The 26,291-nt window shown below is 46.2% G+C and carries 18 protein-coding genes; 14 read left to right on the forward strand and 4 right to left on the reverse strand.

What is annotated here, in order from left to right; genetic code table 11:
* Window positions 1-8: 8 nt before the first annotated feature.
* From GVN20_RS02975 to GVN20_RS02995, 5 genes are all read left to right on the forward strand, one after another.
* Window positions 9-1,727, forward strand: a complete 1,719-nt coding sequence (locus GVN20_RS02975) for an alpha-L-fucosidase (protein WP_166556892.1) — start codon at window positions 9-11, stop codon at window positions 1,725-1,727.
* A 76-nt stretch (window positions 1,728-1,803) separates the two neighbouring features.
* Window positions 1,804-2,622: a sialate O-acetylesterase gene (locus tag GVN20_RS02980; protein ID WP_166556893.1), complete on the forward strand. Its 819-nt coding sequence runs from the start codon at window positions 1,804-1,806 to the stop codon at window positions 2,620-2,622.
* Window positions 2,619-4,943, forward strand: a complete 2,325-nt coding sequence (locus GVN20_RS02985; RefSeq protein ID WP_229598953.1) for a DUF5703 domain-containing protein — start codon at window positions 2,619-2,621, stop codon at window positions 4,941-4,943. The genes GVN20_RS02980 and GVN20_RS02985 overlap by 4 nt, the downstream gene beginning before the upstream one ends.
* Window positions 4,944-4,949: 6 nt before the next feature.
* On the forward strand, window positions 4,950-6,080 hold the full coding sequence (locus GVN20_RS02990; protein WP_166556894.1) for a glycoside hydrolase family protein: 1,131 nt from the start codon (window positions 4,950-4,952) through the stop codon (window positions 6,078-6,080).
* The gene (locus GVN20_RS02995; RefSeq protein ID WP_166556895.1) at window positions 6,080-7,099 is read left to right on the forward strand and encodes a glycoside hydrolase family protein; all 1,020 of its coding nucleotides are present in this window, start codon (window positions 6,080-6,082) and stop codon (window positions 7,097-7,099) included. The genes GVN20_RS02990 and GVN20_RS02995 overlap by 1 nt, the downstream gene beginning before the upstream one ends.
* Window positions 7,100-7,139: 40 nt before the next feature.
* Here the strand turns inward: GVN20_RS02995 and GVN20_RS03000 are convergent, their stop codons facing one another.
* Window positions 7,140-8,153 (reverse strand): LacI family DNA-binding transcriptional regulator, encoded by a 1,014-nt coding sequence (locus GVN20_RS03000; protein WP_166556896.1) that lies wholly within the window; start codon window positions 8,151-8,153, stop codon window positions 7,140-7,142.
* A gap of 336 nt (window positions 8,154-8,489) precedes the next feature.
* On the opposite strand from GVN20_RS03000, the gene GVN20_RS03005 reads away from it, so the two are divergent.
* The 7 genes from GVN20_RS03005 to GVN20_RS03035 are packed head-to-tail and all read left to right on the forward strand — an operon-like array spanning window position 8,490 to window position 21,517.
* Window positions 8,490-11,555 (forward strand): TonB-dependent receptor, encoded by a 3,066-nt coding sequence (locus GVN20_RS03005; protein ID WP_166556897.1) that lies wholly within the window; start codon window positions 8,490-8,492, stop codon window positions 11,553-11,555.
* A 21-nt stretch (window positions 11,556-11,576) separates the two neighbouring features.
* Window positions 11,577-13,016, forward strand: a complete 1,440-nt coding sequence (locus GVN20_RS03010) for a RagB/SusD family nutrient uptake outer membrane protein (RefSeq protein WP_166556898.1) — start codon at window positions 11,577-11,579, stop codon at window positions 13,014-13,016.
* A complete protein-coding gene (locus tag GVN20_RS03015; RefSeq protein WP_166556899.1) occupies window positions 13,016-14,179 on the forward strand; it encodes a hypothetical protein in 1,164 nt (387 codons plus the stop codon). Before GVN20_RS03010 ends, GVN20_RS03015 begins: the two co-directional genes overlap by 1 nt.
* Before the next feature lies 1 nt (window position 14,180).
* The gene (locus tag GVN20_RS03020) at window positions 14,181-15,983 is read left to right on the forward strand and encodes an FAD-dependent oxidoreductase (protein WP_166556900.1); all 1,803 of its coding nucleotides are present in this window, start codon (window positions 14,181-14,183) and stop codon (window positions 15,981-15,983) included.
* 42 nt (window positions 15,984-16,025) lie between these two features.
* Window positions 16,026-17,015 carry an FAD:protein FMN transferase gene (locus GVN20_RS03025; protein WP_166556901.1) on the forward strand — a complete coding sequence of 330 codons (990 nt, stop codon included), beginning with the start codon at window positions 16,026-16,028 and terminating at the stop codon, window positions 17,013-17,015.
* Window positions 17,016-17,056: 41 nt separating this feature from the next.
* Window positions 17,057-18,964: a cellulase N-terminal Ig-like domain-containing protein gene (locus tag GVN20_RS03030; RefSeq protein ID WP_166556902.1), complete on the forward strand. Its 1,908-nt coding sequence runs from the start codon at window positions 17,057-17,059 to the stop codon at window positions 18,962-18,964.
* A gap of 45 nt (window positions 18,965-19,009) precedes the next feature.
* A complete protein-coding gene (locus tag GVN20_RS03035; protein WP_166556903.1) occupies window positions 19,010-21,517 on the forward strand; it encodes a glycerophosphoryl diester phosphodiesterase in 2,508 nt (835 codons plus the stop codon).
* Window positions 21,518-21,528: 11 nt separating this feature from the next.
* Here GVN20_RS03035 and GVN20_RS03040 read toward each other — a convergent pair whose 3' ends face one another.
* From GVN20_RS03040 to GVN20_RS03050, 3 genes are all read right to left on the reverse strand, one after another.
* Window positions 21,529-21,666, reverse strand: coding sequence for a hypothetical protein (locus GVN20_RS03040; protein WP_166556904.1), 138 nt, complete (start codon window positions 21,664-21,666; stop codon window positions 21,529-21,531).
* A gap of 121 nt (window positions 21,667-21,787) precedes the next feature.
* Complete coding sequence (locus GVN20_RS03045; protein ID WP_166556905.1) at window positions 21,788-21,934, reverse strand: hypothetical protein; 147 nt, start codon at window positions 21,932-21,934, stop codon at window positions 21,788-21,790.
* Window positions 21,935-21,964: 30 nt separating this feature from the next.
* Complete coding sequence (locus GVN20_RS03050) at window positions 21,965-22,405, reverse strand: DUF6934 family protein (RefSeq protein WP_166556906.1); 441 nt, start codon at window positions 22,403-22,405, stop codon at window positions 21,965-21,967.
* Between the two features lie 35 nt (window positions 22,406-22,440).
* Between GVN20_RS03050 and GVN20_RS03055 the strand changes: the two genes are divergently transcribed.
* Both GVN20_RS03055 and GVN20_RS03060 read left to right on the forward strand, forming a co-directional pair.
* On the forward strand, window positions 22,441-24,156 hold the full coding sequence (locus tag GVN20_RS03055; RefSeq protein ID WP_166556907.1) for a sodium:solute symporter family protein: 1,716 nt from the start codon (window positions 22,441-22,443) through the stop codon (window positions 24,154-24,156).
* A gap of 91 nt (window positions 24,157-24,247) precedes the next feature.
* Window positions 24,248-26,257: a glycoside hydrolase family 2 protein gene (locus GVN20_RS03060; RefSeq protein ID WP_166556908.1), complete on the forward strand. Its 2,010-nt coding sequence runs from the start codon at window positions 24,248-24,250 to the stop codon at window positions 26,255-26,257.
* Window positions 26,258-26,291 lie beyond the last annotated feature (34 nt).

Here is a 26,291-nt window from a genome sequence, read left to right on the forward strand (position 1 = left end):
TCTTTTTTATGAAAAAAATAGCTATAATTCTCTTTTTTCTCTTTATTGCTTTGCAGGGCAATTCTCAAAAAAGCATTTCAAAAGAGCTGCGTTTAAAGTGGTGGCAGGATGCTAAAATGGGCCTGTTTATCCACTGGGGACCTGTTTCGTTGATTGGTAAAGAAATCAGTTGGTCGCGCAATGGCTACGGTAAAAGCAAGTACGATTCGTTGTATTTGAGATTTAATCCCAAGCAATTCAACGCCCGAGAGTGGGTGAAGTTGGCCAAAGCAGGAGGAATGAAGTATTTGGTTTTGACTTCAAAACACCACGATGGATTTTGCCTCTTTGATACCAAAACCACGTCTTACAACATCATGAACAGCCCTTTTGGGCGGGATGTTTGCAAAGAACTTGCCCAAGCCGCCCACGAAGCGGGGATGCCCATTGGCTGGTATTTTTCGGTAGCCGACTGGAAAGACCCTGATTGTCGCAACCCCAAAACCAACGATATTTTTGCTGATCGAGTGGAGCAACAGGTACGTGAACTATTGACCAACTATGGGAAAATCAGTTTGTTATGGATAGATTATGAAGGCTCACCCAGCCCGATTCACCCCAAAAGAGTATTTGATTTGGCCCGTACGTTACAACCCGAAATCATCATTAACAATCGGCTCGAGCCTTTCAATCCCGACGAATCGCACGCGCGAGTAGGGGCTTATGCCGACTATGCTACGCCCGAAGGTTTTGTGGCGGGCTACGGTGCCGTGCCTTGGGAAACTTGCACCAACATGGGGCATCAGTGGGCGTGGCGATTCAACGATACGCCCCGCAGTTTGAAAGAATCGCTGCATACGTTGCTGCGTTGCGTGGGTGGCAATGGCAATCTTTTGTTCAACATCGGTCCCGACAGTTTGGGCGTTTTTCCACCCAATTTTGTAGCACGGGCCACCGAGATGGGCGATTGGCTGAACAAAAATGCGGAAGCCGTTTACCAAACCAAAGGGGGAATTTATACCCCCTCAAAAGACTACGTTAGCTCGTACCGAGGCAACAAACTGTATCTGCATCTGTTGAACAACACAGGCGGTGAAATCAAACTTCCGCCCATGACATCCACCATTAAAAAAGTGTCTCTATTGAATGGAAACGCTATTTCGTTTACGCAAACCAAGACAGATATTACCTTAAAAATACCCCAAAATGGACGGGATTCTATCGCTACAATTGTGACGATTACGCTGGATAAACCCGCTGCTCAATTGGGGCAAATTATCCCGTTTACAACCACTAATTCATTGGCTTATGGCAAAAAAGCGACGGCTTCGAGTGCGTTGGGGCAGTTTTTGCACGATCCATCAGCCGCTTTTGACGATAATCCCGCTACTTTTTGGAAAATGGGGCGCCGCACCGACGTAGATTTTGAAGCGTATTATGGAAAAGACTTACATTATCAGACAGAAAAAGCTTTCGATTTGTTTCAAAACAAGGGTTGGCTGGAAGTAGATTTGGGTACAAAACAAACGGTTAAACAGCTTAAAGTGAGTGAATTGGTGTATCAGAAATCTCAAATTAAACGCTTTGAAATTCAGTATGAAAAAGATGGCCAATGGCTGACTGTAGCGCAGGATGAAAAAATGGGCAATTGGAGCAAAGATATTAGCCCCGTAACAGCCCAAAAGTTTCGTTTGGTGATTTTAGATTCCTACGGTTTTGCAGGAGTTAGGGAGTTTCAACTGTTTTGATTTTTGGTACGAGTAAAGCCCTGGTATATCTGGTATATATTGTACTCTATTTAACTTCAACTCATTGAAAAATTGCATGGCTAAAACAATTAACTTTTTGATGATTTTGCTGGTTTTCAGTCGTTTACAGGCTCAAGAAAAGGTTTTGTTTTTGGTGGCAGGGCAAAGCAACGCCGTGGGAGTAGGCGACAGTGCCCAATCGGCTAAGTGTATGCTTGGAACCGCCTTTGAATACCGATTTTCTAATGATACGCTCTTGCATTTGCAAGATCCCGTAGGAGCAAATGAATTAAAATTTGGCGCTGCTACCACGGGCAGTATCGGCCCTGCATTTGCCAAGACATACGCAGAATTGAGTAAAAAACAGGTGGTTATCATCTCGGCGGCCAGAAGTGGAGCATCGTGCCATCAAAAAGCAGAGCTTGATAATTATGGGACGTGGGATGATACAGGACGCTTACAGCTTTTTGAAAATGCAGTGCTGAAAACCCAAAAGGCTGTCGAAAAAACTGGGGTAAAATTAAGCGGAATTATCTGGCTACAAGGCGAACGAGATGCCAATGCCATCAATGCTCAACAACTGACTATGCAAGAATACGAGGCTGCTTTAATAAAGGTGATTCAACGCTTTAGGGTTAAATTTGGTCAGAAAGTAGGCTTCTATATCGTCCAGACGGGTTATTATGTAGGCCATTCTCAAGCGGGATTTGAGCAAGTACGATTAGCTCAAAAAAATGTAACCCAACGTTTGAAAAACACCCACATTGTGTATGAAAACACCCATTTATTCAAAGAAAAAGGCTGGCTACACGATGCCATTCACTACAATCAAACGGCTCTAAATGACATTGGAGAGACGACAGCGAAGTATATTTTAACCCAAACCTTGAAATGAAATCCACCCTGAAAATCGTTTTTTTTGCCATGCTGACCATTCATCAAGTCGTGGCGCAAAGCAGTTTTGACGTTTCGCAATACAACGTTGTTTGGTCAAAACAAAGTGCCAATTCTTCAGAATCAATGCCTTGTGGCGGTGGTGATATTGGCCTCAACGTATGGACAGAGAAGGACGAAATTTTCTTCTATTTATCACGCAGTGGGGCGTTTGACGAGAACAATGTATTCCCCAAATTTGGCCGTATTCGTCTGCGAATTACCCCCAATCTGTTTCAAAATGGCTCTTTTAAGCAAGAATTGAAGCTAAACGAGGGCTACGTAGAAATTTCTTCGGTAAAGAATAAGAAGAAAGTGCTGGTGAAAATTTGGGTGGATGTGTTCAAGCCCGTGGTTCACGTAGAAACCGAAAGCGACGAAAAATTGAAAGTGGAAGCGTGGTACGAAAACTGGCGTGACAAAGACCTCACTTGGACGCTGGCAGGGCAAACTAAGGCGAGTTTGGCATTTAGAGATGCTCCGTTTCAGGCGGTGGTGCGCAAGGATTCTATGAAATTTGAAGGTCAAAATGTGCTTTGGTATCACCGCAACCGTGACGAATCCGTTTTTGATTTTACGGTCAAACAACAAAAGTTAGATTCTGTAAAAAGTCAATTGTGGAACCCCCTCAAAAACCTAACTTTTGGCGGTTGGATGGGTGGAAGTAATTTCAAAAGTGCAGGAATTAGCCAAGGTAAATACGCTGATACGGAGTTTACGGCGTGGAAATTAGAGAGCAAACAAGCGGCGCGAAAACAAGAGCTGCAAATTGTCTTACACATAGCCACTACCGAGACGATTGCGCAGTGGAAGGTAGGGTTAGAACAAATAATTCAGTCTGTAAAAGATACCCAAACAGCTGATTTTGAGACTACCAAAAAATGGTGGAATGCTTTTTGGCAACGAAGCCATATCGCCGTCAACAGCCGCCAAAAAGACAGCAGTTCGGTGGCTTGGCAAGTGGGGCGCAACTACAACCTCTTTCGTTATCAGTTGGGATGCAACGCCTATGGGACTTATCCTACCAAGTTCAACGGGGGCATGTTTACGTTTGACCCATCTTTCACTGATAAAAATGCACCCTTTACTCCCGACCACCGCGATTGGGGTGGCGGAACGCATACTGCCCAAAACCAACGTTTGGTGTACTTTCCGATGTTCCGAAGTGGTGATTTTGATATGTTGCCTTCTCAACTCAACTTTTATCTGAGGGCCTTGAAAAATGCCGAAACCCGCACAAAAGTGTATTGGGGGCACAATGGCGCATCGTTTACCGAGCAGTTGGAGCAGTTTGGGGTGCCGCTCGCTACCTCTTACGGCTGGAAACGTCCCCAAAACTTCCCTGCTGGCATTGAATATAATTATTGGCTGGAGTACCTCTGGGATACCCAAATGGAGTTTTGCCTGATGATGCTCGACTTGGAAAAATACAACAACGAAGACATCAGCAAATACCTGCCGTTTGTGGAAAGTTGCGTTACTTTTTTCTACGAACACTACCAATGGGAAGCCACCACCCGCAGTAGAAGCGCTTTTGCCGACGACGGTAAACTTATTCTTTTTCCATCAACGGGCGCAGAAACCTACAAAATGGCGTACAACTCATCGTCCACCATTGCAGGGTTGTACAGCATCACCAAGCGTTTGACGGAACTGTCGGACAAGTACCTTTCGCCCGAAAAGAAAAAGCACTACGAAAAAGTGCTGAAAAGCATTCCCGAGATACCCTTGAAAGAAAAAAATGGACACCTGACCATTGCCCCTGCCGAGGCGTGGGGGCGTATCAACAACCAAGAATTACCCCAATTGTACCCCGTTTATCCTTGGGGAATGTTTGGCATCGGCAAACCCAAGCTTGATATTGCTATCAATACTTGGAAGTACGGTGCCGACCGGGCCATTCAGAAAAACCACATCAGTTGGCACCAAGACGCCATTTTTTGTGCAAGATTGGGCTTGACGGATGAAGCCGCCGAGATAACCATCAAAAAACTGAGAAACGCACCAAGGCGATACCCCACTTTTTGGGGGCCAGGCCACGATTGGGTTCCCGACCACAATTGGGGCGGTTCGGGCATGATTGGTTTGCAGGAAATGCTCCTCCAAACCCCCGATGACAAGCTGTATCTTTTTCCTGCTTGGCCCAAAAATTGGGATGTGCAGTTCAAATTGCACGCTCCAGCCAACACGACCATTGAAGGTGAATTGAAGGAAGGAAAAGTACTTTTCCTCAAAGTGACGCCCGAATCGCGCGCCAAAGACGTGATTTTAATGATTAAATAAGGCAATATGAAACATTACCAAGGGATGCTGCTCATTTTGTTGAGTTGCTTTATATCAAGCGTTTTTGGACAAGCCCCAAAAGAGACCGAAAAAAGCCATTGGGGTTCAACGCCGCAGAGGGATTTGAGTGCGATGGCTCAGCCCATTCCCCTCAATAATACTTTTAGCGATAGCCTCTATAACATTTGGTGTGGCTCAGTGGTCAAGGGGAAAAATGGCAAATTTTACATGCTATACAGCCGTTGGCCTCGTGACAAAGGCCACGAAGCGTGGATCACTCATTCCGAAATTGCCCTGGCTCGGGCAGACCGACCCGAAGGCCCGTATCGTCACGTCAAAGTAGTTTTTCCTGCGCGTGGCAATCAATTTTGGGACGGTGTTTGTACCCACAACCCCGCCGTGATCGCCTACAAGAATAAATTTTACCTGTACTACATGGGCTCAACGGGCAAATCGTACGTGAAACCGCACACGGCGTACGAAAACCCGAATTGGTGGGAATATCGTAATAATCAGCGCATTGGCGTAGCCGTAGCCGACGACCCCGAAGGCGAATGGACCCGATTTGCTCAACCGATTTTAGACGTAAGCACCGACTCTACCGCCCACGATGCACTCATGGTTTCAAACCCCGCCATCACGGTAGATGAGAAGGGGCAATTTATTTTGGTTTACAAACAAGTCGAAAAAAATGGTACTATCCGAGGCGGAAGGGTGCGTTTTGGGGTGGCGTTTTCCAACGCTCCCACGGGTCAATTTGTAAAGCACCCGCAACCCATTTTTGAAGCCGAAAAGGGCAGCAAAGAATGGATGGTGGCCGAAGACCCCTATTTGTGGCATCAGCAGGGCGTGAACTACGCCATTGTACGGGACGTAGTAGGAAAATTCACGGGTGAAAGCGGGGCATTAGCCTTGATGATTTCGACCAACGGTTTCGATTGGCAACCTGCCGCCTACCCCAAAGTAGTTTCAAAAACTGTCTTTTGGGAAACTGGAAAACCACTTGACGACAAACTCGAACGACCTTGCCTGTACATGGAAAAAGGTGTACCGAAACTGTTGTTTGGCGCTATGGGAATAGACAAACGCAAACACTCCATGAACGTATTTGTACCTTTAAAATACAGCGGAAAATAATGAATAAGTTTCTGGTTTTTAGTCTTTTACTTGGTTTTTTTGACGTAGCTGCCCAAGACCTTGATTTTACAAAAATGATTCAACCCGTGCCGCAATCAGCCAAGTTTGAAGATAAAGGCTACATGGTTTGGTGCGGAAGCATGGTCAAAGGCGATGATGGCAAATACTATCTTTTTTATAGCCGATGGCCCCAAAGCAAAAAGCATTTGGCTTGGGTCACCGACAGCGAGGTAGCCGTGGCCGTAGCCGACGCCCCCACAGGGCCGTACAAATTTGCCAAGGTGATTTTGCCCAAACGAGACAAAAAGTATTGGGATGCCGACGTCACCCACAACCCCACGATTCATAAGTTTGGAAACAAATACTACCTCTACTACATGGGAAATTACGGCAACGGCGAGTGGTGGGATCACCGCAATCATCAACGTATTGGCGTGGCCGTGGCCGATTCACCCTTGGGTCAATGGAAACGCAGCGATAAACCCCTGGTGGACACCACCCCTAACGCTTTCGACCATTTATTGACCAACAATCCTTCCTTGGCTCAACGTCCCGACGGAACATTTCTGATGGTCTATAAAGGCGTCAGCAACGGTAAAATGCCTTTTGGCGGGCGGGTACTGCACGGCGTAGCAATTGCCAACCGCCCCGAAGGTCCTTTTGTAAAGCAACCCAAACCCGTTTTTGTCAAAGATACCGTCAAATTTGCCGCCGAAGACCCTTATATCTGGTTTCAAGAAGGAAAATATTGGGCCATTGTCAAAGACATGAAAGGCGTTTTTACCAACGCTGGTACGAGCCTTGCCTTGTTTGAGTCGCTGGATGGGTTGGACTGGAAACCCGCCAAAAATATCCTTGTTTCTACGTTGGAAATCCCTTGGGAAAGTGGAACAGAAAAAGTGGGGAAACTCGAACGGCCCCAATTGTATTTTGAAAATGGTAAGCCAAAAATTCTTTTTTGTGCCGTTTATATCAGCGACACGGTGAATTATAATGTGGCCATACCCCTTAAAAATTGATTGGCAAAAGGGGATGGAATACAACTGAATATACCATTTGTTAACTCGACCCACGTACCAACAATTCAGTTTTCAACACCCGATATATTGGCTTCCATTCGGAAGCATCTGAGTTGATTTGGTCCAGCAATAACTGTGCCGCTACTTGCCCAATTTGGTGGGTCGGTTGTGCTACGGTGGTGAGGCGGGGCTCAATGAGTGTAGAGCCATAGTTGTTGCTAAACCCCACAACGGCAATCTCTTCGGGTATTTTGAGACCTTTAGCTTTCATAAAAATCATGGCTTCAAAGGCCGTGGGATCGTTAATGGTAAAAAGGGCATCGGGTGGCTCGGGCAGGTCGAGTAGGTGTTTGATATAAATTTTGACTTTTTCTAAATTGAGGTCGTAATCAAGGATCAGGCCTGGGTCAATCGGTTGATTGTATTTTCGCAAAGCGTCTTTATAACCTTCCAAACGCTTTTTACTTACGTGGAGTGAAGTAGGTCCGCCCAAATGCGCAATGCGTTTTCTGCCCGTCAGGATGAGGTGTTCTACGGCTTTAAAAGCCCCTTCGTAATCGTCCACCACCACCTTCGGTACTTGCATATCGTCACATACCCGATTGAAAAACACAATCGGGATTCCTTTTCGCTGAAAAACTTTAAGGTGGTCATAATTACGCGTTTCTCGCGTCAAAGACACCAAAACCCCATCTACCCGATTGTCAAGCATGACTTTGGCATTGGCGACTTCGGTTTCGTAGCTTTCGTTCGACTGACTGATTAGCACATTATACCCCGCCTGCGAAGCCACTTCCTGTGCCCCCATAATCACCATTGGAAAAAATGACGTAACAAATTCGGGTACGATAATGCCAATCGTATGGCTTTGACTCGACATGAGGTTAATGGCCAACATGTTGCGTTGGTAGTCGAGTTCGTTGGCCAATTTCAACACCGCCTCTCTGGTTTTTTCGCTTACGTTTGGATGCCCCGTGAGCACTCTTGATACCGTGGATTTTGAAATATTCAACTGTCTTGCTATATCAATGATGGTGATTTGGTGCTTTTTCATTTATTGTACTATTTTAATTTAAAGTCTAAGCTGTGTTATTTGTTGGTTTGGTGTTTTTGGGAACGTTCCCAAACAATGGGAACGTTCCCAATTGTTTTTAAATGCAATTATCTGATAAAGATTGTATAATATCTACTTATTATTGAATAATATTTCTTTTTTGGTATGTTTTAATTACTCTTTTAATCAGAAAGAAATTAAAAAGACTCTTCTATCCTAAAATGAAGGCTTACAATGAATGCGAGTATATAGTTTTATAAAATTGTACATAACCATGTTTTTTGTAATTGAATTGTTTTAAAAATTTTCAACCTTCTAAACACAGTACCTTAATCTATGAAATTTCTACATTTTAAACTTTTACTGGGGTATTCCTTGCTTTTGTTGCTAGGAACTCAATATGCCTTTACGCAATCGCTGACGGTGAAAGGAAAAGTGAACACGGAAAATGGGGAGGGCTTGCCAGGGGTAAGCGTCATTGTGGTGGGTACACCAAGCGGCACCACAACCGACAAAGACGGAAATTACAGCATTCCCAATGTAAAATCCGATGCCAAATTGAGTTTTAGTTACATTGGGTATCTTTCAGTGACCGAAACGGTTGGTAATCGTTCAAAAGTTGATGTTGTTTTAAAGCTCGACACCAAGTTGCTGGAAGATGTAGTGGTGGTAGGCTATGGTTCGGTTAAAAAAAGTGATTTGACCGGGGCGGTTTCTTCCATCAAAGCAGCAGAGCTGAAAGTCACTCCCATTGCCAACTTTGTACAGGGTTTACAAGCCCGTGCTTCTGGAGTACAGGTAACCCAAAATTCAGGTGCTCCTGGTGGAAGTATCAGCGTGAGGATCAGAGGAAACAACTCAATCAGTGGTAGTAGCGAACCACTTTATGTGGTGGATGGCTTCCCGATTTCGGGAGGAGATAACCCCGTGGCGGGTGGAGGTAGTGGTTTCGGAAATGACAACGGAAACCGCCTATCGGTACTTTCAACGCTAAATCCGAATGATATTGAATCTATTGAGGTATTAAAAGATGCTTCTGCTACTGCGGTGTATGGAACACGCGGTGCCAACGGCGTGGTACTTATCACCACCAAAAGAGGCAAGGCAGGTCAAACACGGGTAACGTATGAAGGCTATGCAGGCCAACAGCAAATTCGTAAGACCTTGGATTTGTTGAATGCGTCGGAGTTTGCGGCCTTGGAAAATGAACTGACGGGCCAAAACTTATTCCCCAATCCCGCACAATTGGGCGAGGGAACGGATTGGCAAAAAGAAATTTTTCAAAAAGGCGGAATGCAGAGCCACCAACTTTCGTTTTCGGGCGGGACTGAGAAATCGCTTTTCAACGTTTCGATGAATTATTTTGACCAAAACGGCATCATCATTAATTCAAATTTCAAACGAGGTTCGATACGGGTCAATTTGGACAACCAAGTAACCAAAAATTTTAAAATTGGGACCAGCCTCACTTACACTTATTCAGTCAATAACGGGGCTGTTTCATCCACTCTTTTGGATGGCGCGAGTGGAGGAATTGTATTGTCGGCCCTCTATGCCCCACCAACAGAGTCACCGCGTGACGCCCAAGGAAAACCCACCATGTTTAGTGGAAGATACATTGATTTTAACAATCCGATAGCGGTAGCAAGCGAAGTACTCAACCGCAATACGACGCGCCGATTGTTGGGGAATATTTTTGCCGATTGGACCATCACCAAAGACCTCACGTACCGTGCATCTTTTGGGGGAGATTTGATAGGCGATACCCGCGATTCTTACGTAACCCGTTTTGTTCGGGCGGGGGCAACAGTGAATGGTACTGGTGGACGTGGGAACAACAATACCAATACCATTTTGCACGAAAGTTTGCTCAATTACCATAAGACGTTGGGTGTACACGATTTCAATTTGACGGGTGTATTCTCCACGCAAAGCCAAACGCAGGTTACAGACGCGATGTCGGGACAGCAGTTTCCTAATGATCTGGTATTCAACGATAACCTTGGGCAAGCTTCTATTGTGACCATCGGTAGTAACAAACAACAGTGGCGTTTAGACTCTTACACGGGTCGAGTAAATTATAACCTGAAAAGCAAATATTTGCTTACGCTCACTGCCCGCGTGGACGGTTCGAGTCGTTTTGGGGCAAACAACAAATATGGATTTTTCCCTTCTGTAGCAGGTGCTTGGCGGATTTCAGAAGAGAAATTTATGCAAAACCAGAAGCTTTTCAGCGACATGAAACTGCGGGTGAGTTACGGCATAACGGGTAATGCCGACATTCCGTTGTACAATTCTTTGGCACGTTTGAGCTCAGTTGGTAACTATAACTTTAACAATACCCGCAGCATTGGAATCCTGTCGGCCAATATTGCCAACCCTGATCTTCGTTGGGAAAAAAGCGGTCAGGCCGATATTGGTTTAGATTTTGGCTTACTCAACAACCGCCTTCAGTTTACGATTGACGCCTATCAGAAAAAAACCACCGATTTGCTCTTGTCTCGTTCCGTAGCGTTGTCGTCGGGTTATGGTTCGGTTTTTGGAAACTTTGGAGCGGTTGAGAACAAAGGAATTGAGTTTTCCGTCACGGCAAACATTGCCAATACTTCCAATTTCAAATGGGACATTAACGGCAATATCTCGGCCAACCGCAACAAGCTGACCTTGATTGATGGTACACGTACCGAGATTATTCCAGGAGATGGCGGCGGCTCGGTAGGGCCATTTACCAACAACAGTATTTTACGAGTGGGCCAACCCCTCGGTTCGTTTTACGGCTACATTTTTGACGGCATTTATCAAACGGGCGATAATATCCCGACGGGTAGAGTGGCAGGAAATATTCGATACAAAGACCTCAACGGCGACGGAGCCATTTCGGCAGCCGACCAACAAATCATTGGTGACCCCAATCCAGATTATTATTTTGGCATCACCAATAACCTGAAATACAAAGGGTTTGATTTGAGCGTGTTTGTGCAAGGTGTACAAGGCGGTGAGATTTTCTATGTACAACGTCTCCGAATGGAAGGCGGTGCAGCAGGGTTTAATCAATTTGCGACGATGGTTAACCGTTGGACGCCCACCAACCCAAGCAATTATTACCCTAAAGTAGCGCAAGGACAGCGTATCAACCAATCGGACGTGATGATTGAAGACGGTTCTTTTATTCGTTTCAAAAACGCAACCTTGGGCTATACCGTACCGACAAAAGGGAAGCTGTCGTGGCTTAACAATGCACGCCTCTACGTGAGTGCCAACAATTTTATCACGCTTACTAAGTACTCTGGCTACGATCCAGAAGTAAACACTGCTGGACAAAACAACCTGAATTTGGGCGTTGACAACATTGGCTACCCCATTGCCAAATCCTTGATAGCGGGTTTACAAATCACTTTTTAATCACCGATTCCTTGAAGAATTATGAAAAATAACCTTTTAAAATTCCTTGCGTTTGTGGTGGCAGCAGTTGCAATCAGCGCCTGCGATTTAACCGAAAAGCCCTACTCGTTTGTATCGCCTGACCAATTTTTTACGTCGGCCTCTGATGCCGAAGCCGCTCTTACGGCAGCTTATACGCCCGTAACCAACCTTTATAGCCGCGTAGGTACGCAATTGCCCGATTACTCCGCCGACCAGTGTTTTCCGCGGGCAGTGGTAGGTCGTGACCAACTAACGGTTTTTTCGTATGATGCTACCATGGACTTAATCGGTCAGTATTGGCAGCATTGTTATCAGGGTATTGACCGGGCCAACCAAGTGCTGGAAAACGTCCCCCGCGTGGCGATGGACGAAACTCGCAAAAAGCAAATTTTGGCCGAAGCTTATTTTTTAAGGGGCCTGTATTATTTTCATTTGGCAAAAACCTTTGGCGATGTGCCCATTAAGCAAGAAAGTACCAAAAACATTGCTGGCACCGAGACCGCAAAAAGCCCTGTGGCGGATGTTTATGCTTTTTTGATAAAAGACTTAGAAACTGCCGTCAAAGATTTACCGCCAACGCCCAAAGACAGAGGTCGCGCGGCCTATGGGGCAGCGATTGGATTATTAGCAAAAGCCCAATTGTACGCGGGCGATTACGCCAAAGCAGCTCAAAATGCTCAGGCACTTATTCAGTCAAACAGATACAGCCTAATGCCTAACGTTTTGGATTTGTACAATCCATTAAGGGAAGATGCGGCTCGGGTAGAAGTGATTTTTGCGGCTGAGTTTTCGAGCCTTTCGGGGCTGAATGGCTACGATTTGTTAGGATTTTATGCGCCCGCCAACTCGCCTCCAGTTTTTTCCAAAACCGCTTTTGGCTCGGCTTTTGGGTATCATTCTTTCTATCGTTCCTTTAGTAATTTAGACAAACGCAAAGCATTGCTTGATACGGCGTATGTCAATGCCCAAGGCCGACTCATTGGTCAGGCCGATGTTACCCTAAGAGACCGAATCATTGTGAAGAAGTTTATGGACCCCAATTCTAACGGTGCTAACGGTGAAAACAATTTCCCGATTTTACGTTTGGCCGATGTGTATCTGATTGCCGCTGAGGCCGAAGCCCGCGCCACAAGCCCTACGGCAGCAGCTTATGCCGCCATCAATACGGTACGCAAGCGGGCGGGCTTACCAGATTTGACGCTAGGCTTGAGTAAAGATGCGTTTATTGAGGCGGTTTTGCAGGAACGCTCGTGGGAATTATGTTACGAAGCCGACCGCTGGTATGACCTGACTCGTACGGGTAAGTTTAAAATGGTGGCCAATGTATTAAATTCTTACTATCCATCGCGCCCCGTGCAAGACAAACATCGTTATTTCCCGATTCCCAATATAGAAATTCTGACCAATTCTAAACTGGAACAAAACCCCGCTTGGAAGTAATGGTGAAAGAAAAAAAACACATAAGACAATCCTTTATATTCAGTGTGCTTTTTCGTGAAGGATACAGGAACGGGGTACTCTTATGTGTCTTTTTTCTGGTAATAAATACCGCTTTTGCTCAACTACCCGCCAAGACGAAGGAATATGTTGTTACGATTAATGACACTACCGAATACACCCTGCAATTGGCATTGGATGACGCTGGGCAGCCGCTATACTACTTCAGCAACCTTTTTACGCCGGTGTGCCTGACGGGCGAATGCAAACCAGTGTATATTAACTTTTACTGGGATTTATTGGGGAATTATACCCGTTTCGACTTTCCGAAAGGCGCGGTTTTGACCCGCATGGACCATAAACCGTTTAAGCCCGAAGATTACGAAAAGTTGCAGACTATTCTGGCCAATACGCACTCGCTATTGAAAGAAGTTTCGATGGAAGACTTGGTCGGAAAAGGCACCGAAAATCTGGCCGATTCTGTGGATGCCAAAGCAGGAGCTACGCTTAAAACCGTAAAAAATGAAGTAATCGACGGAGCAGTATATACTTGCTACACGCTCTGGCACATTGCCCACGGAAAGGTGGTAACGGAGATGCAGCGGATTACTGAATCTTTTAGAACTGACGCCTTGCTGCACCGATTTCTGACGGATAATAATCACCATTACCAATATTGGGCTATGGAACGGGTAATGAATGCGGAGGGTATTGTTGCTCCTGATTTTCAATCGGATATGCAGCAAGTTATTCGAGGAAAAAACATCTTCACTGCCCGCTTTGCTTTACAAAAAGTTAGTACAACATTTTTTTCTGATAACGCTCGGCAGCAATGGCTGTGGGAAACGTACCAATCAGCGGGGTATCCGTTGCAAATTGCCATTCTGAAAAAGATGGCCACGTTGCCGCTCACGAATTCAATGACTGAACAGGCGGCCTGGCAAGTTGGCAAGGCGAATCAAGAACAAGGAGGTCTTTTGCTGAAAGCACTGGCAACCCAACCGAAACTGTCGGAACAAACGCTGCTGACCCTAGCCGATCAGCTAACCAATGAAAACTGTGCCGCTGAAGTTTGTCGGGTGTTGGAAGCACGCCAGCCCAAAAACCGAACCGTACAAAAGAAAATAGTAACGTTTAAACAAACACTCCACCCAAACGACAAATAACATGAAACCCCTGCTCCGAACGCTCCTTTTACTGTTTATATCGCTAAAACTATCGGCACAAGACCACGTTTTTCTGGAAACGGAGTCATTTACCGATAAAGGCGGCTGGGTCATCGACCAGCAATCGTTTGTGGTCATGGGCTCGTCGTACCTCATGGCGCATGGCATGGGCCGTCCGGTGAAAGATGCTACCACGACCGTTCAGTTTCCTAAAAAAGGTAAATACCGGGTTTGGGTGCGCACCAAAGATTGGGCACCGTTTCCCAAAGGTCCGGGCAAATTTCAGGTCGTACTGAACGGAAAACCGCTCAATCAAGTCTTTGGTGAAAGCGGCTCTGATGTGTGGAAATGGTATCCAGGTGGTGAAATAGAGGTGCAAAATGAGCAAATGAGCGTAGCATTACACGATTTAACGGGCTTTAACGGTCGTTGTGACGCGATTCTGTTTACGAATTCACTAACTTTTATTCCGCCCGACAAACTTGACGCCATGACGGCTTTTCGCAAGCAGCAACTGAAGCTGACCGATGCGCCCACCGAAGCCAGTAATTTTGATTTAGTGGTTGTAGGCGGCGGTATTGCTGGAACCTGTGCGGCCATTTCAGCTTCTCGCATGGGCTTAAAAGTAGCTTTGATTCAGGACCGTCCAGTATTGGGAGGAAACAATAGTTCAGAAATTCGGGTGCATTTGATGGGCGATGTTGACAAAAATCATTACCCAAAACTCGGCCGAATTGTGCGTGAAATGGACAACGGCGACCCTGGCAACGGAAACCCCGATGCCAAAGAATACGGTGACGCCCGCAAAACGGCCATTGTGAAAGGGGAACGAAATATCTCGTTGTTTTTGAATACCCACGTGTATAAAGTGGAAAAAAGCGGGGACAAAATCGTAGCCGTGGTGGGCCGCGACATTGCGACTAATAAAGAAACACGCTTTACAGGTACGTTCTTTTCTGACTGCACTGGCGACGGCACCATCGGCGAATTGGCTGGGGCGGAATTCAGAATGGGCCGCGAAAGCAAAGCCGAAACGGGCGAATCGTTGGCCGCTGATAAAGCCGATAATTTTACGCTGGGCACGTCCAACCTTTGGGCTTCGCTTGAACGCGACACCGTGTCGTCGTTTCCCGAAACCCCTTGGGCGATACAGTTTTCCGACGAATATCACATCGACGAAGCCAAAGCCGACTGGCAATGGGAAACGGGTTTCGGTAATTTTAACACCATTACTGATGCCGAAAAAATACGCGACCACAACTTAAGAGCCATTTTTGGAAACTGGTCGTACTTAAAAAAGAATAAACCTGCCAAATACGCCAAACGCGAACTGGCATGGGTGGCCTACATCGGCGGCAAACGCGAATCACGCCGGTTGATGGGCGACCACGTACTGAACCAAATGGACATTCAAGAAGGCAAGCAATACCCCGACGGCACCGTGACCGCCACTTGGACCATCGACCTGCATTTTCCAGACGAGCGCAACAAAAAATACTTTGAAGGGCAGGAGTTCTTTGCGGGTACAAAGCATATTAAAGTAGCTCCTTACACCATTCCGTACCGTTGTCTGTATTCCAAAAACATCAGCAACCTCTTCATGGCTGGGCGCAATATCAGCACCACGCACGTTGCCTTTGGCAGTACACGGGTGATGCGTACCTGTGGCATGATGGGTGAAGTGGTGGGCTTTGCCGCTTACCTAACCAAAAAATACAACACCTCGCCCCGGGGAGTATATCAGGAATACTTGCCTGAATTGATGGCGATTATTAAGGACGAAACGCCGCCAGGCAAACCCTAAAACCAAGACAACACTACGCTATTCAACGTTAACTTACCGCACATGAAACCGATGTTCCTCCTTTTATTTGCCTTCATTCCTGCTTTCGGGCAGGGGCAGGTGGGCACGTCTTGGGGGGAGCCGATGGTGAGCCTGACAGGGGAAGCGCAGGCGACAACGTATCACATTAAATACTTCGACGGGCAAAAGCGTTCGTTTCAAAAAGAAATTGATTCGCTGTTGGCAGAGATTGACAAATCACTGTCGATTTACCGATCCGACTCCGAGATTTCAGCGTTCAATCGGTCGATGAGTCATTGCTTCAAGTCACCGCATTTTTATGCCGTACTTAAAAAATCGGCGGAAGTGTTTCGTGCTACTAAAGGGGCGTTTGATCCGACCGTGTTGCCGTTGGTAGAAGCCTATGGGTTTGGGCCGACGGAAAAGCCGAAAGGAGCGTTGGTGAATGTTGATTCTCTTTTGCAATATATTGGTTTTCAGTTTGTAATGTTTGATTCGGTTTCGGTGGTAAAACAAAAGGCAAACGTTCGTTTAGACCTTAATTCCATCGCGCAGGGTTACAGCGTTGACCAAGTGGCAGCCTTGTTGGAAGTACAAAATATTCATCATTATATGGTGGAAATTGGCGGAGAAGTTCGGACGAAAGGCCAGAAAAACAATGGGCAACCGTGGACTATCGGTATCGAAAATCCCCTGCATCCTGCCAAATTGCAAACAAAGTTGAATCTCAATAATCGAGCCATGACCACGGCGGGAAATTACCGTAATCGGTACGAGGCCAACGGGCAGCTATTCAGTCACATCATTAATCCCAAAACGGGTGCAATGGAGCAAAGTGCTATCCTCAGCGTCAGCGTTTTTGCCAATGATGCCATCACCGCTGATGGCTACGACACCGCTTTTTTTGTGATGGGATTGGCGGCGGTCAAAGAGTTTTTGGTTAACCGAAAAGATATAGACGTTTATATTCTTTATACGGATGATGCCGGGCAGTTGAAAATATTCTCAACCGACGGTTTAAAGAATTTGTAATAAATCAGCTGGTCAGGCTGGTTGTCCTAAACGATAATCTAATGCGTGTATTTTTTGTTTTACTTACTTGCTGTATAACCACCTTCGCTCAACCTGAAAAACTGCCAGTATTGGTCAATCAGGCGGGCTATAATCTGGGCGAATCCAAACGTTTTGTGTGCGTTGGAGCGAAAGACGGGGCAAAATTTAAAATCATTAATATTGCAACCAATCAAGCAGTATTTGAAGGGGAAATATTGAATCAAGAAGGTTGGTTTACGCGTTTCAATCCCGTGTCTAAAGATGAATTTCGAATTGAAGTAGACGGCGTCGGCACTTCCGTACCCTTTTGGATTGCGGATCATTTGCTGGAAAAGATAGCGTCGAAATTGGGCTATCAATTCTTTATTGATGTACGAGGCTCCGAAGACCCCATCAACGCCAATTTGCCCAAAGTCTACGGCGGCGGCCCTTCGCGGGATGGCGGTGCGTATGGGCTGGAAACTATTTTTGAATGTTTGCAATACGCGTCCAATCCTGCCCTTTATGACCGCTGGAAAACTGAATTTGGTGACAAAAACGTACCCGATTTGATAGAGCTTATCCTCTGGCATGCCGAATTTGCCTACGCTCACGTGGCCTACCAAGGTCCTGTCGGCACTCGCCACGGCTCATTGGGCTATGAAGGACAACCACGGATGCAGTACGATTATTGGAATTTGCTTGACCAACTTTCGGTGGTGTGTGCGGCTTATCATGATTTTTTGAAACCGTATTTACCCCGTGAAAAATACCTAAAATACCGCCAAGTGTGCAATGAAAAATGGATGGACTACGACCGCCATAAAGTGGTGCGCTACTGGACCTATAGCAACAAATGGGTGGATGCTGGTTTTCAGGAATTTAACGAAATGGGCAATGCCTACGGTCAGTCGGTGTTCAGCAATTTGTTCATGTATTTATGTGAAAAAAACGAACCTGACGGTAAGCCTGGGCAATACCTGAAATGGGCGCAAGAAAGCGCCGCGGACATTATCCAACACTGGGATTTTAACAACCCCCGCCACATGTGGTGGATTCGGAATGCTGAGCACATTACGCCGCAAGCATTGGCGTATTTTATGATGGTCGCGCCCGAACATGCACCCAAAGGAACGAAAGAAAAACTGAGTGCTTGGGCTACGCACATGCACCAGAAGACCAATAATTTTTGGAAATACCGTGTCCACAGCGAAACCGAATGGGCACATCCCAAAACCAAAGAATTGGGCGGAGCACCTGCGTTGGGCGGGTCGATGTTTGCCGTGGCCTATCTATTAAATGATACCCGACTGCGCGATTTGGGCTGGGCGCAGGTAGATTTTGTGTTTGGCGTCAATCCCGTGGGAGCACATTTGAGCAACAAAAGCAAAGAACGGCTCGACATCGGCGGCTATTGGGAAGGCGTAGAACATGGGTGGCCCGCTGCGCATCCCAACGGCTACGGAATGTTGGGCAAAGTGCGCGGCACGCTCGACGGTTCACCGTTGGATAAAGATTTTCAGAAAACAAAAACGGCAACGACTGGAGGCAACGAAAGCCTGGATCTGATCGGAAAAGATGCCTATGCTACCGAAGGCTGGTGTGTGTCAAACCGAGGCTGGCAGGCCACGCTGACGTTCTCCACGCTCGGCAGTCAGCAGGTGAAAATTTTGAATCGTGACGGAAAAGAAATTAAGCATGCCAAAGCAGGAGAAACGGTTGTCATTGAATTGAAAGCCGCCCTGAACATGGACTGGAATCTGGGTGAAAAAGGGCAAGTTTTGTTAACCGTCAATGGAAAATCTCCCAATACGATTGAAGTAAACGAAACAGGAGAAAATACGGGGGTTTTTCGGGCGTCGTATACCATTCCTGCGGCTTGCCGTTCGCTGCAAGTGTCGTACGGAACAATGGGATTTACTAAAAAGGCAGATTTAGTTGTAAGGTAAGTTCACTCTGTGCCAAACTCCGGGTGAAAAATGATTTGAGAAACAATGTTAAAAAAACATAACATACTCCTACTAACCCTTTTGCTGGGGTGCGGGAACACTTGGGGTCAAGTGCCTTTAGTGCTGGAAAGTTCATCCGTAAAAATGCGGTGGGAAAACAGCGCGCAGGGTTGGCAACTCAAAACTCTATCGGTCAAAAAGGACCAAACGTGGACGAATCTAAAAACACCATCGGGCGAAAATACGTTGCTCTATGCCGCTGAAAAACCTTCCGAAAAACCCGAGCAAATCGTCAAAAGTATTACGGGCGAAGAATTTCCGGGCCCGAAATACCACTACCAAACCAAATGGTGGGCCGAAAGCATCAGCCCCGTTTCGTTGAATACCGCAGGAAAAGCGTTTCATTTTTTTGCAAAAAACGGCCAACGAACCGCCAATAATACGTTGACTTTTAATCACGAGACAGAAAACGCCAAAGTGACGACTGAGTGGAGTTTTGACCCAAAATTCCCGACCGATATTATCGTTAAACAAACCCTGACACCTAAAACGGCTGGCTACTTTTCGTTGGCTACCCCCACGATTGCGCCTGTCAGTGAAGCGGATATGGCTTGGGCGTCGGTGCCTGGCTATTTTCAGGGAAATTATATTCAGCCCAATTTTGCCTTGGCGTATGCCTACGGTCATGGAGTGCCCGCCATGCCTACCGTATATCGGGAGCGCTCAGCGAGCACGTTAAGCCCGTTGGTTACGACCAAAAACGGCATTACGATTTCGGTCATTCCCGATCCGGCGCTGTGCCGCGACCCGTGGGAAAAAGACCAAAACACGCACCAAAATTGGAACGTTGGGCTTTCGCACAAAAACCGAAAATCGCAGCTTTCGCCTACACTGTATTATCCTGTGTTGGGTGAACCCAAATCCGCGCTGAAAGCGGGTGAGGTGGTCACGTACTCGTTTCGTTACAGCCTGATCGACGGAGATTGGTTCAAAGCCATCAACCATGCCGCGTACGATATTTATCAACTCAAAGAAGCCCTTGCATTGCGCCAAAGCAAACAATCGCTGACCGACCGTATCCAAAAAATGCACCATTACCTGACCGACCCCAAAACGTCGCTTTGGAATATTGAGGAGTACAAAGGCCTGAAAATAGGAGCGCAGTCGTATCTGGGCGGCGTGGTGGGTTCCAACAAAGATGCCATGAAAAACTCCGATTATGGCGCGATGTGGATGTTGGCAAAGGCTACCAACGACAGTTTGTTAATCAAAAATGTATTGCTTTACGCGCTGAATTTTAAGTTTACCCAGCAAATAGCCGACGAGGGTTTTTTCAAAGGCGCATTGGCGGGACAATATTATCTGGCCAAATCAAAACGCTTTACCGAAGAGTGGGGTGAGGTGGTTGAACCCATTGCCGTGACGTATTATACGATGTTGGATATTGGCAATATTTTACTCTTTGAACCCAACAATCAACCTCTAAAAGAGCGCTTGCAGGCGGGAGCGGAATGGTTGTTGAAAAACCAAAAATCCAACGGAAGTTGGGCCGTAGCCTACGACCGCAAAACCGAGCAGGAAGCCTTCAAAGATATTCAGGATGTGCGCCCAACATTTTATGGTTTGCTGGTGGCGTATCGTATTTTGAAAGACTCCAAATACTTGGTTGCCGCCCGAAAAGGAGCCGATTGGTTTGTGAAAAATGCCGTAGAAACGGGTGGTTTTCTGGGAGTTTGTGGGGATGCCCGCTATGCTCCGGATTTTGCCACGGCACAGTCGGCACAGGCGCTGCTGGATTTGTACGATTTGACCAACGATTCAAAGTACAAAAACGCCGCTATTACGGCCGCCAAGGTTTATACCGCCTCCATTTATACGCATCCGATTCCGAACCGCCGCCTCAAAACCGTCAATGGTACGCAGCGCGAAGATTGGGAAATTTCGCAGATGGGTTTGAGTTTCGAACACGGCGGTATTTTCGGATCTTCCAACATCCACGGGCCGATTCAATTGGCGAGCCATGCGGGTCTGTTTATTCGGATGCATCAACTGACGAAAGAGCCCATTTTTGCCGATATGGCGCGGTCGGTGGCGTGGGGACGTGATGCCTTTGTGGACGCCAAAACAAGCGTGGCCTCGTATTATTGGAACGCCATGAATCGCGGGGCCGGGCCGTATCCGCACCATGCGTGGTGGCAGATCGGTTGGCTCACCGACTATCTGATGGCCGAAGCTGAACTCCGTTCCAACGGGCAGGTAAGCTTCCCGCGCGGATTTGTGACGCCTAAAGTGGGGCCGCACCAAAGCTACGGTTTTGCCGCTGGGACGATCAACGGGGAAAAAGCGAATCTTATCGTAAATGAAAATTTGATAAAAATAGACAACCCGACCATTGATTACATTTTGGCGGAATCGGAAAAGAAGGATAAAATTTTTGTGGTATTGCTGAATAATCGCGCGCAGGCTACTGATTTTCAGGTGACTGTAAAAGGAAAAGCAATGAAGAAGCAACTTCCGGCCGTTGGGTTTGAAGTAATGGCGATTGAGAGATAATCAGAAAAATGTTATTTTTTTCTGATCGGTAAAGGTGTTTTTTTTAATAACTCATTGGCCTGTTCCAATTTAGGCGCAGCCGCAATTTTAAGGGTTGGGTGAATTTTTCCCCATTCTTTATCGTCAAGAGTTGGCTTGGTGGTTTTCATAAAGCATAAATTTTTGGGATTGCTTTTGAATAATTCCATTTAGTCCAATGCTTTCAAATAGGTAAATTTAATAGAGTAAGAAGGCCAGAAATGAGCCTGAACAACCTAAAAAGAGAGTAAACTATTTTCGCTTTAAGACAGATAAGTCTGTTTTAGCCAGGATTTCGTTAGCCTTTGCCAATTTATCAGAAAATGGAAGTTTTCCATCTTTTGATTTAAGACCAGCCATAGCTCTTTTTTCAATTTTGGAAATGGTCTTGACTTTCATTAGGAGAAATTTTAATATAAAGTTAAAGAATTATTTTTTTCTAATCAAGAAAGCTTGATATGGACGGTTGGAAACAAAAGGCTCTAATTCGTTATTCATAACACCAAACATTTCAAATGCTAAATCAAGTTCATGAAAACTATGATTAATTGCAATTCTGTAAAGACGATTACGAACCGGTGAATTACCTGAAAAATAGATTTGATGATGAGGAAATAAAGAAAAATAATGGTTCACAATTTGTAAAGTTGTAGCTAAAACCTTTTCGGTATCACCATTATCTGTTACCACAGCGTCATCAATTTCATTGGTCAAGGGATTAACATCGCCTAAAGCAAGATTATAAATACCTGTAAAAGATGTTTCCTGAAAAGCAATAACTTTATGTATAACCCCTTTTGAACCAATACTTTCAAAGAAGAATTCTGTAGAATTTTGATTTGAATAAAATAAATAACTCGGATAGTTCACAAATATATTTTTTTACAAAACTAAGCAAAACCGTTTTGAACTCAACCATTGATACTGCCGTCATCTTCATCTTCTCGGCCTTTGTGCTGGCTATCGGGATGCTGTTTGCCCGAACGGGCCGCAACCTTAAATCCTTCTTTGCGGGCGGGGAGGCAGTGCCGTGGTTCATTGGCGGCTTGTCGCTTTTTATGTCTTTTTTCTCAGCCGGCACCTTCGTGGCGTGGGGCTCCATCGCGTACAAACACGGTTGGGTAGCAGTCACCATCCAGTGGACCATGTGCGTAGGGGCTATCGTGACGGGTCTGTTTTTGGCCCCACGTTGGCGCGCAACGGGCAATCTGACGGCGGCAGAATTCATTCGTGAACGCCTCGGTGAGCGCGTTCAAAAAACCTATATCGGCATTTTTACCTTGGTTTCGGTTTTTATCAAAGGCTCTGTACTGTATCCCGTTGCCAAACTGGTGAGCATTTCATTGGGTTTTCCGTTGGTCGAATCAACCATTGTATTGGGTCTGTTTATGATTGCCTATACTGCCGTGGGCGGGCTGTGGGCCGTGATGGTCACCGATATTCTTCAGTTTGTCATTCTGACGGCAGCGGTGTTTATTCTGTTGCCGCTCTCGTTGGCCAAAGTGGGTGGTTTTGATAAATTTACGCAATCCGTTCCTGATGATTTTTTTAATTTACTGCACGGAGAATACACCTTGGGTTTTGTGATGGCTTTTGTGTTGTACCACATTGCCTACATTGGCGGTAACTGGACCTTTGTACAACGCTATACCAGCGTCGATAGTCCCAAATCAGCTCGAAAAGTGGCCTTTCTTTTTGCTGCTTTGTACCTCGTTAGTCCTATGATTTGGATGCTGCCGCCCATGATTTATCGCGCGCTCAATCCCAGCTTGGTCGGTTTGGATACAGAAAATGCGTATTTGCTAATTTGCAAAGCTGTCTTGCCGCCAGGCTTGTTGGGGCTGATGCTCACTGGCATGTATTTCTCTACCTCGGCCAGCGCCAATACCACGCTGAATGTCGTTTCGGCGGTTTTTACCAATGACATTTACAAAGGATTTATTAACCCAAAAGCCTCTGATAGGCAGTTGATTAAAATAGCCCGCCTTTCGTCGTGGGGCTTTGGTTTGGGCATGATTGTCATTGCTTTACTAGTACCTGCGGCGGGTGGAATTGTGGAAGTGGTGTTGAGTATTTCGGCCATTTCGGGTGGGCCGTTGTTAGCGCCGCCCCTTTGGGCGCTGTTTTCCAAGCGTATTAACGGAAAGACCACTTTTTGGATTACCGTCATTGGGCTAACTGTCAATCTGTTCTTTAAAGTATTGTCGCCGTGGTTGTTGGATTTCAAATTAAGCCGGGCTTTAGAAACTATCATTGGTATTGGTTTGCCTTTGGTGTTGTTACTTGCTTATGAATTATACGCCCGTTCCAAAGGCCTAATTTCTGAAGAATACGAACAATACTTGGCCACCAAAGCCACGCGCAAAGCGGCCAAATTGGCCGAAACTGAAGAGGAAGCCACCGAAATCAAATGTCAAAACCGTTTCGGAATGCGGGTCATTGCAGGAGCGCTGGTTTTTGTGGCGGCTATGTTGTTGGGATTGAGCGCGTTTGCCACGTCGGGAGGCATGGTTACGGCAGCAATTGCGGTCGTGATTCTTTTAGGAGCAATTATTCCGTGGCGAGCAGCACAAAAAATAGAGTTATTGAAGCAAAATGCTATATCGATGGATACAAAATAGAATTGCTCCGCCCTTTAGGGCGGTGAAAGAAAGAAGAAAATGAACTATAAATAGTGGGCTTTAGCCCGGACAATCAATTGACAAAACTTATATGAAATTAAGTGCTTTATTCTTTCTTATCTCTATTACTGCTTTTGGGCAATACACTCTTCGTCAACCAGAGGCCATCCCGTTGCACGGACAGTGGTCATTTGCCATGGATACCCGTGATGTGGGTGCCACAAAAGGTTGGTTTAAAGATAGTTACAATGTAAATGGATGGGATAAAGTAACCGTTCCGCATTGTTTTTCGGTAGATCCGCGCTTTCAGTTTTATACGGGAACGGTGTGGTATCGGAAGTCATTTTCGTGGCAACCCCAGGTGGGGAAGCGGGTCATTTTGCATTTTGATGCCGCGTATTACAAGTCGGAAGTATGGCTCAACAACCAAAAAGTAGGCACGCACGAAGGCGGGTATACTCCTTTCCATTTTGATATTACGGGTTTCCTGAAATCGGGCGATAACGTTTTGGCGATTTCTATCAATAACGATACGTGGCAAACGGGCTCCATTCCGGGTGCGAAAGACAATGGCAATGCCAACGACCCGTTTCCTGGTTGGATTAATTACGGAGGGCTAATTCGCCCTGTTTATTTGACGGTTGAATCGGAAGTCTATTTGGAAAACCTGAAAGTGGAAGCAACGCCCGATTTGGCCAAAGGTACGGCCAGTGTGCGCCTCAAGGCTCGTGTTAGGAATGCGTCCAAACAGGCCGTTACGCCCAAATTGACGACGGTTGTTTCTTTAGACAACCAACCCTTAAAATTGGTTTGGAAAACATCTTCGTCCTCCATTGGCACGGGACAAACGTCGATTTTGGAGGCGGAAACATCATTGAAGGTGCCCGAAGTGAAACTGTGGAGCCTCGACGAGCCTACCTTGTACCAACTTCAAGCCGCCATTAGCGGCGATACGCTGTCGACTAATTTCGGCATTCGAAAAGTGGAAGTGCAGAATGCGCAAATATTGCTCAACGGTCAGCCAATACGGCTGGCGGGCGGAAACCGGGTCGTTGATTATCCTGGCTTAGGTTCATTGGAACCAGATTGGTTGGTCGAGAAAGACTTTCGACTAATGAAGGAAGCTGGAATGGAATTTCACCGCCTAACCCACTATACTCCGAGCGAGACTTTTTACGATTTGGCCGACCGCTACGGAATGCTCATCATTACCGAGGCGGGTAATTGGCAACTTACGCCAACCCAAATGGACAATGACACCATTCGACGCAAATTTCAGCAGCAGTTTCGGGAAATGATGGAGCGCGATTGGAATCACCCGAGCGTCATTGCGTACAGCGTGGGCAATGAGTATTTGTCGGAGACCCCGTCGGGACAACGTTGGACCAAAGACATGATGGTCTATGGGCGTAGTCTTGACCCAACGCGTCTGTATACTTTTGCTTCCATGCGTCTCAATATTTTGCCCGCCAAGCCCGAAGACGAAGCCACCCAATACTGCGATTTTGTCTCGACTAATACCTACGGAAACCACGCCAAAGCGTTTGATCATATTCATGCCCTCTACCCCGATAAACCCATTCTAATCAGCGAGTGGGGAACACGTGCCGATAATGCGGCAGGAGAAGCAGGTCAAGTGTTTCATTTAGAGAGTGTAATGGTTGAAATTAGAAAGCGCCCTTACATCGTTGGGGCTTCGTGGTGGTCGTACAATGATTATCAAAGTCGGCACGCAGGAACGGCTCCCAATGGCTATCGCCCGTGGGGTTTGGTAGGCCCAGAGCGTGCTCAACGGCCTTTGTATGCGGCCCACCGCCGCGAAATGTCGCCCGTTACGCTCGAAAAAGTAAGTTATCAGGCGGGAGGACAGGGGCAACATCAATTAATGATTCGGGTAAAAGCCCGGAATGATTTCCCAGCGTATGCCATAAAAAAATACCTGCTTAAAACCGACGGAAAAACGGTCGTGATTCCTGATTTACAGCCGGGTCAAAGCACAGAGATAAAGGTTCTAGTGCGTGGCTTTGAGAAAAATGTAAAATTGGAAATATTGAAACCCACGGGTTTTTCGGTCATTACCGAAACATTTGAATTGAAATAAGCAGACTTGGAAAGTCTAAACAGCAAAGCGATAC

The sequence above is a fragment of the Runella sp. CRIBMP genome (assembly GCF_009905605.1).
Taxonomy (GTDB): Bacteria; Bacteroidota; Bacteroidia; order Cytophagales; family Spirosomataceae; genus Runella.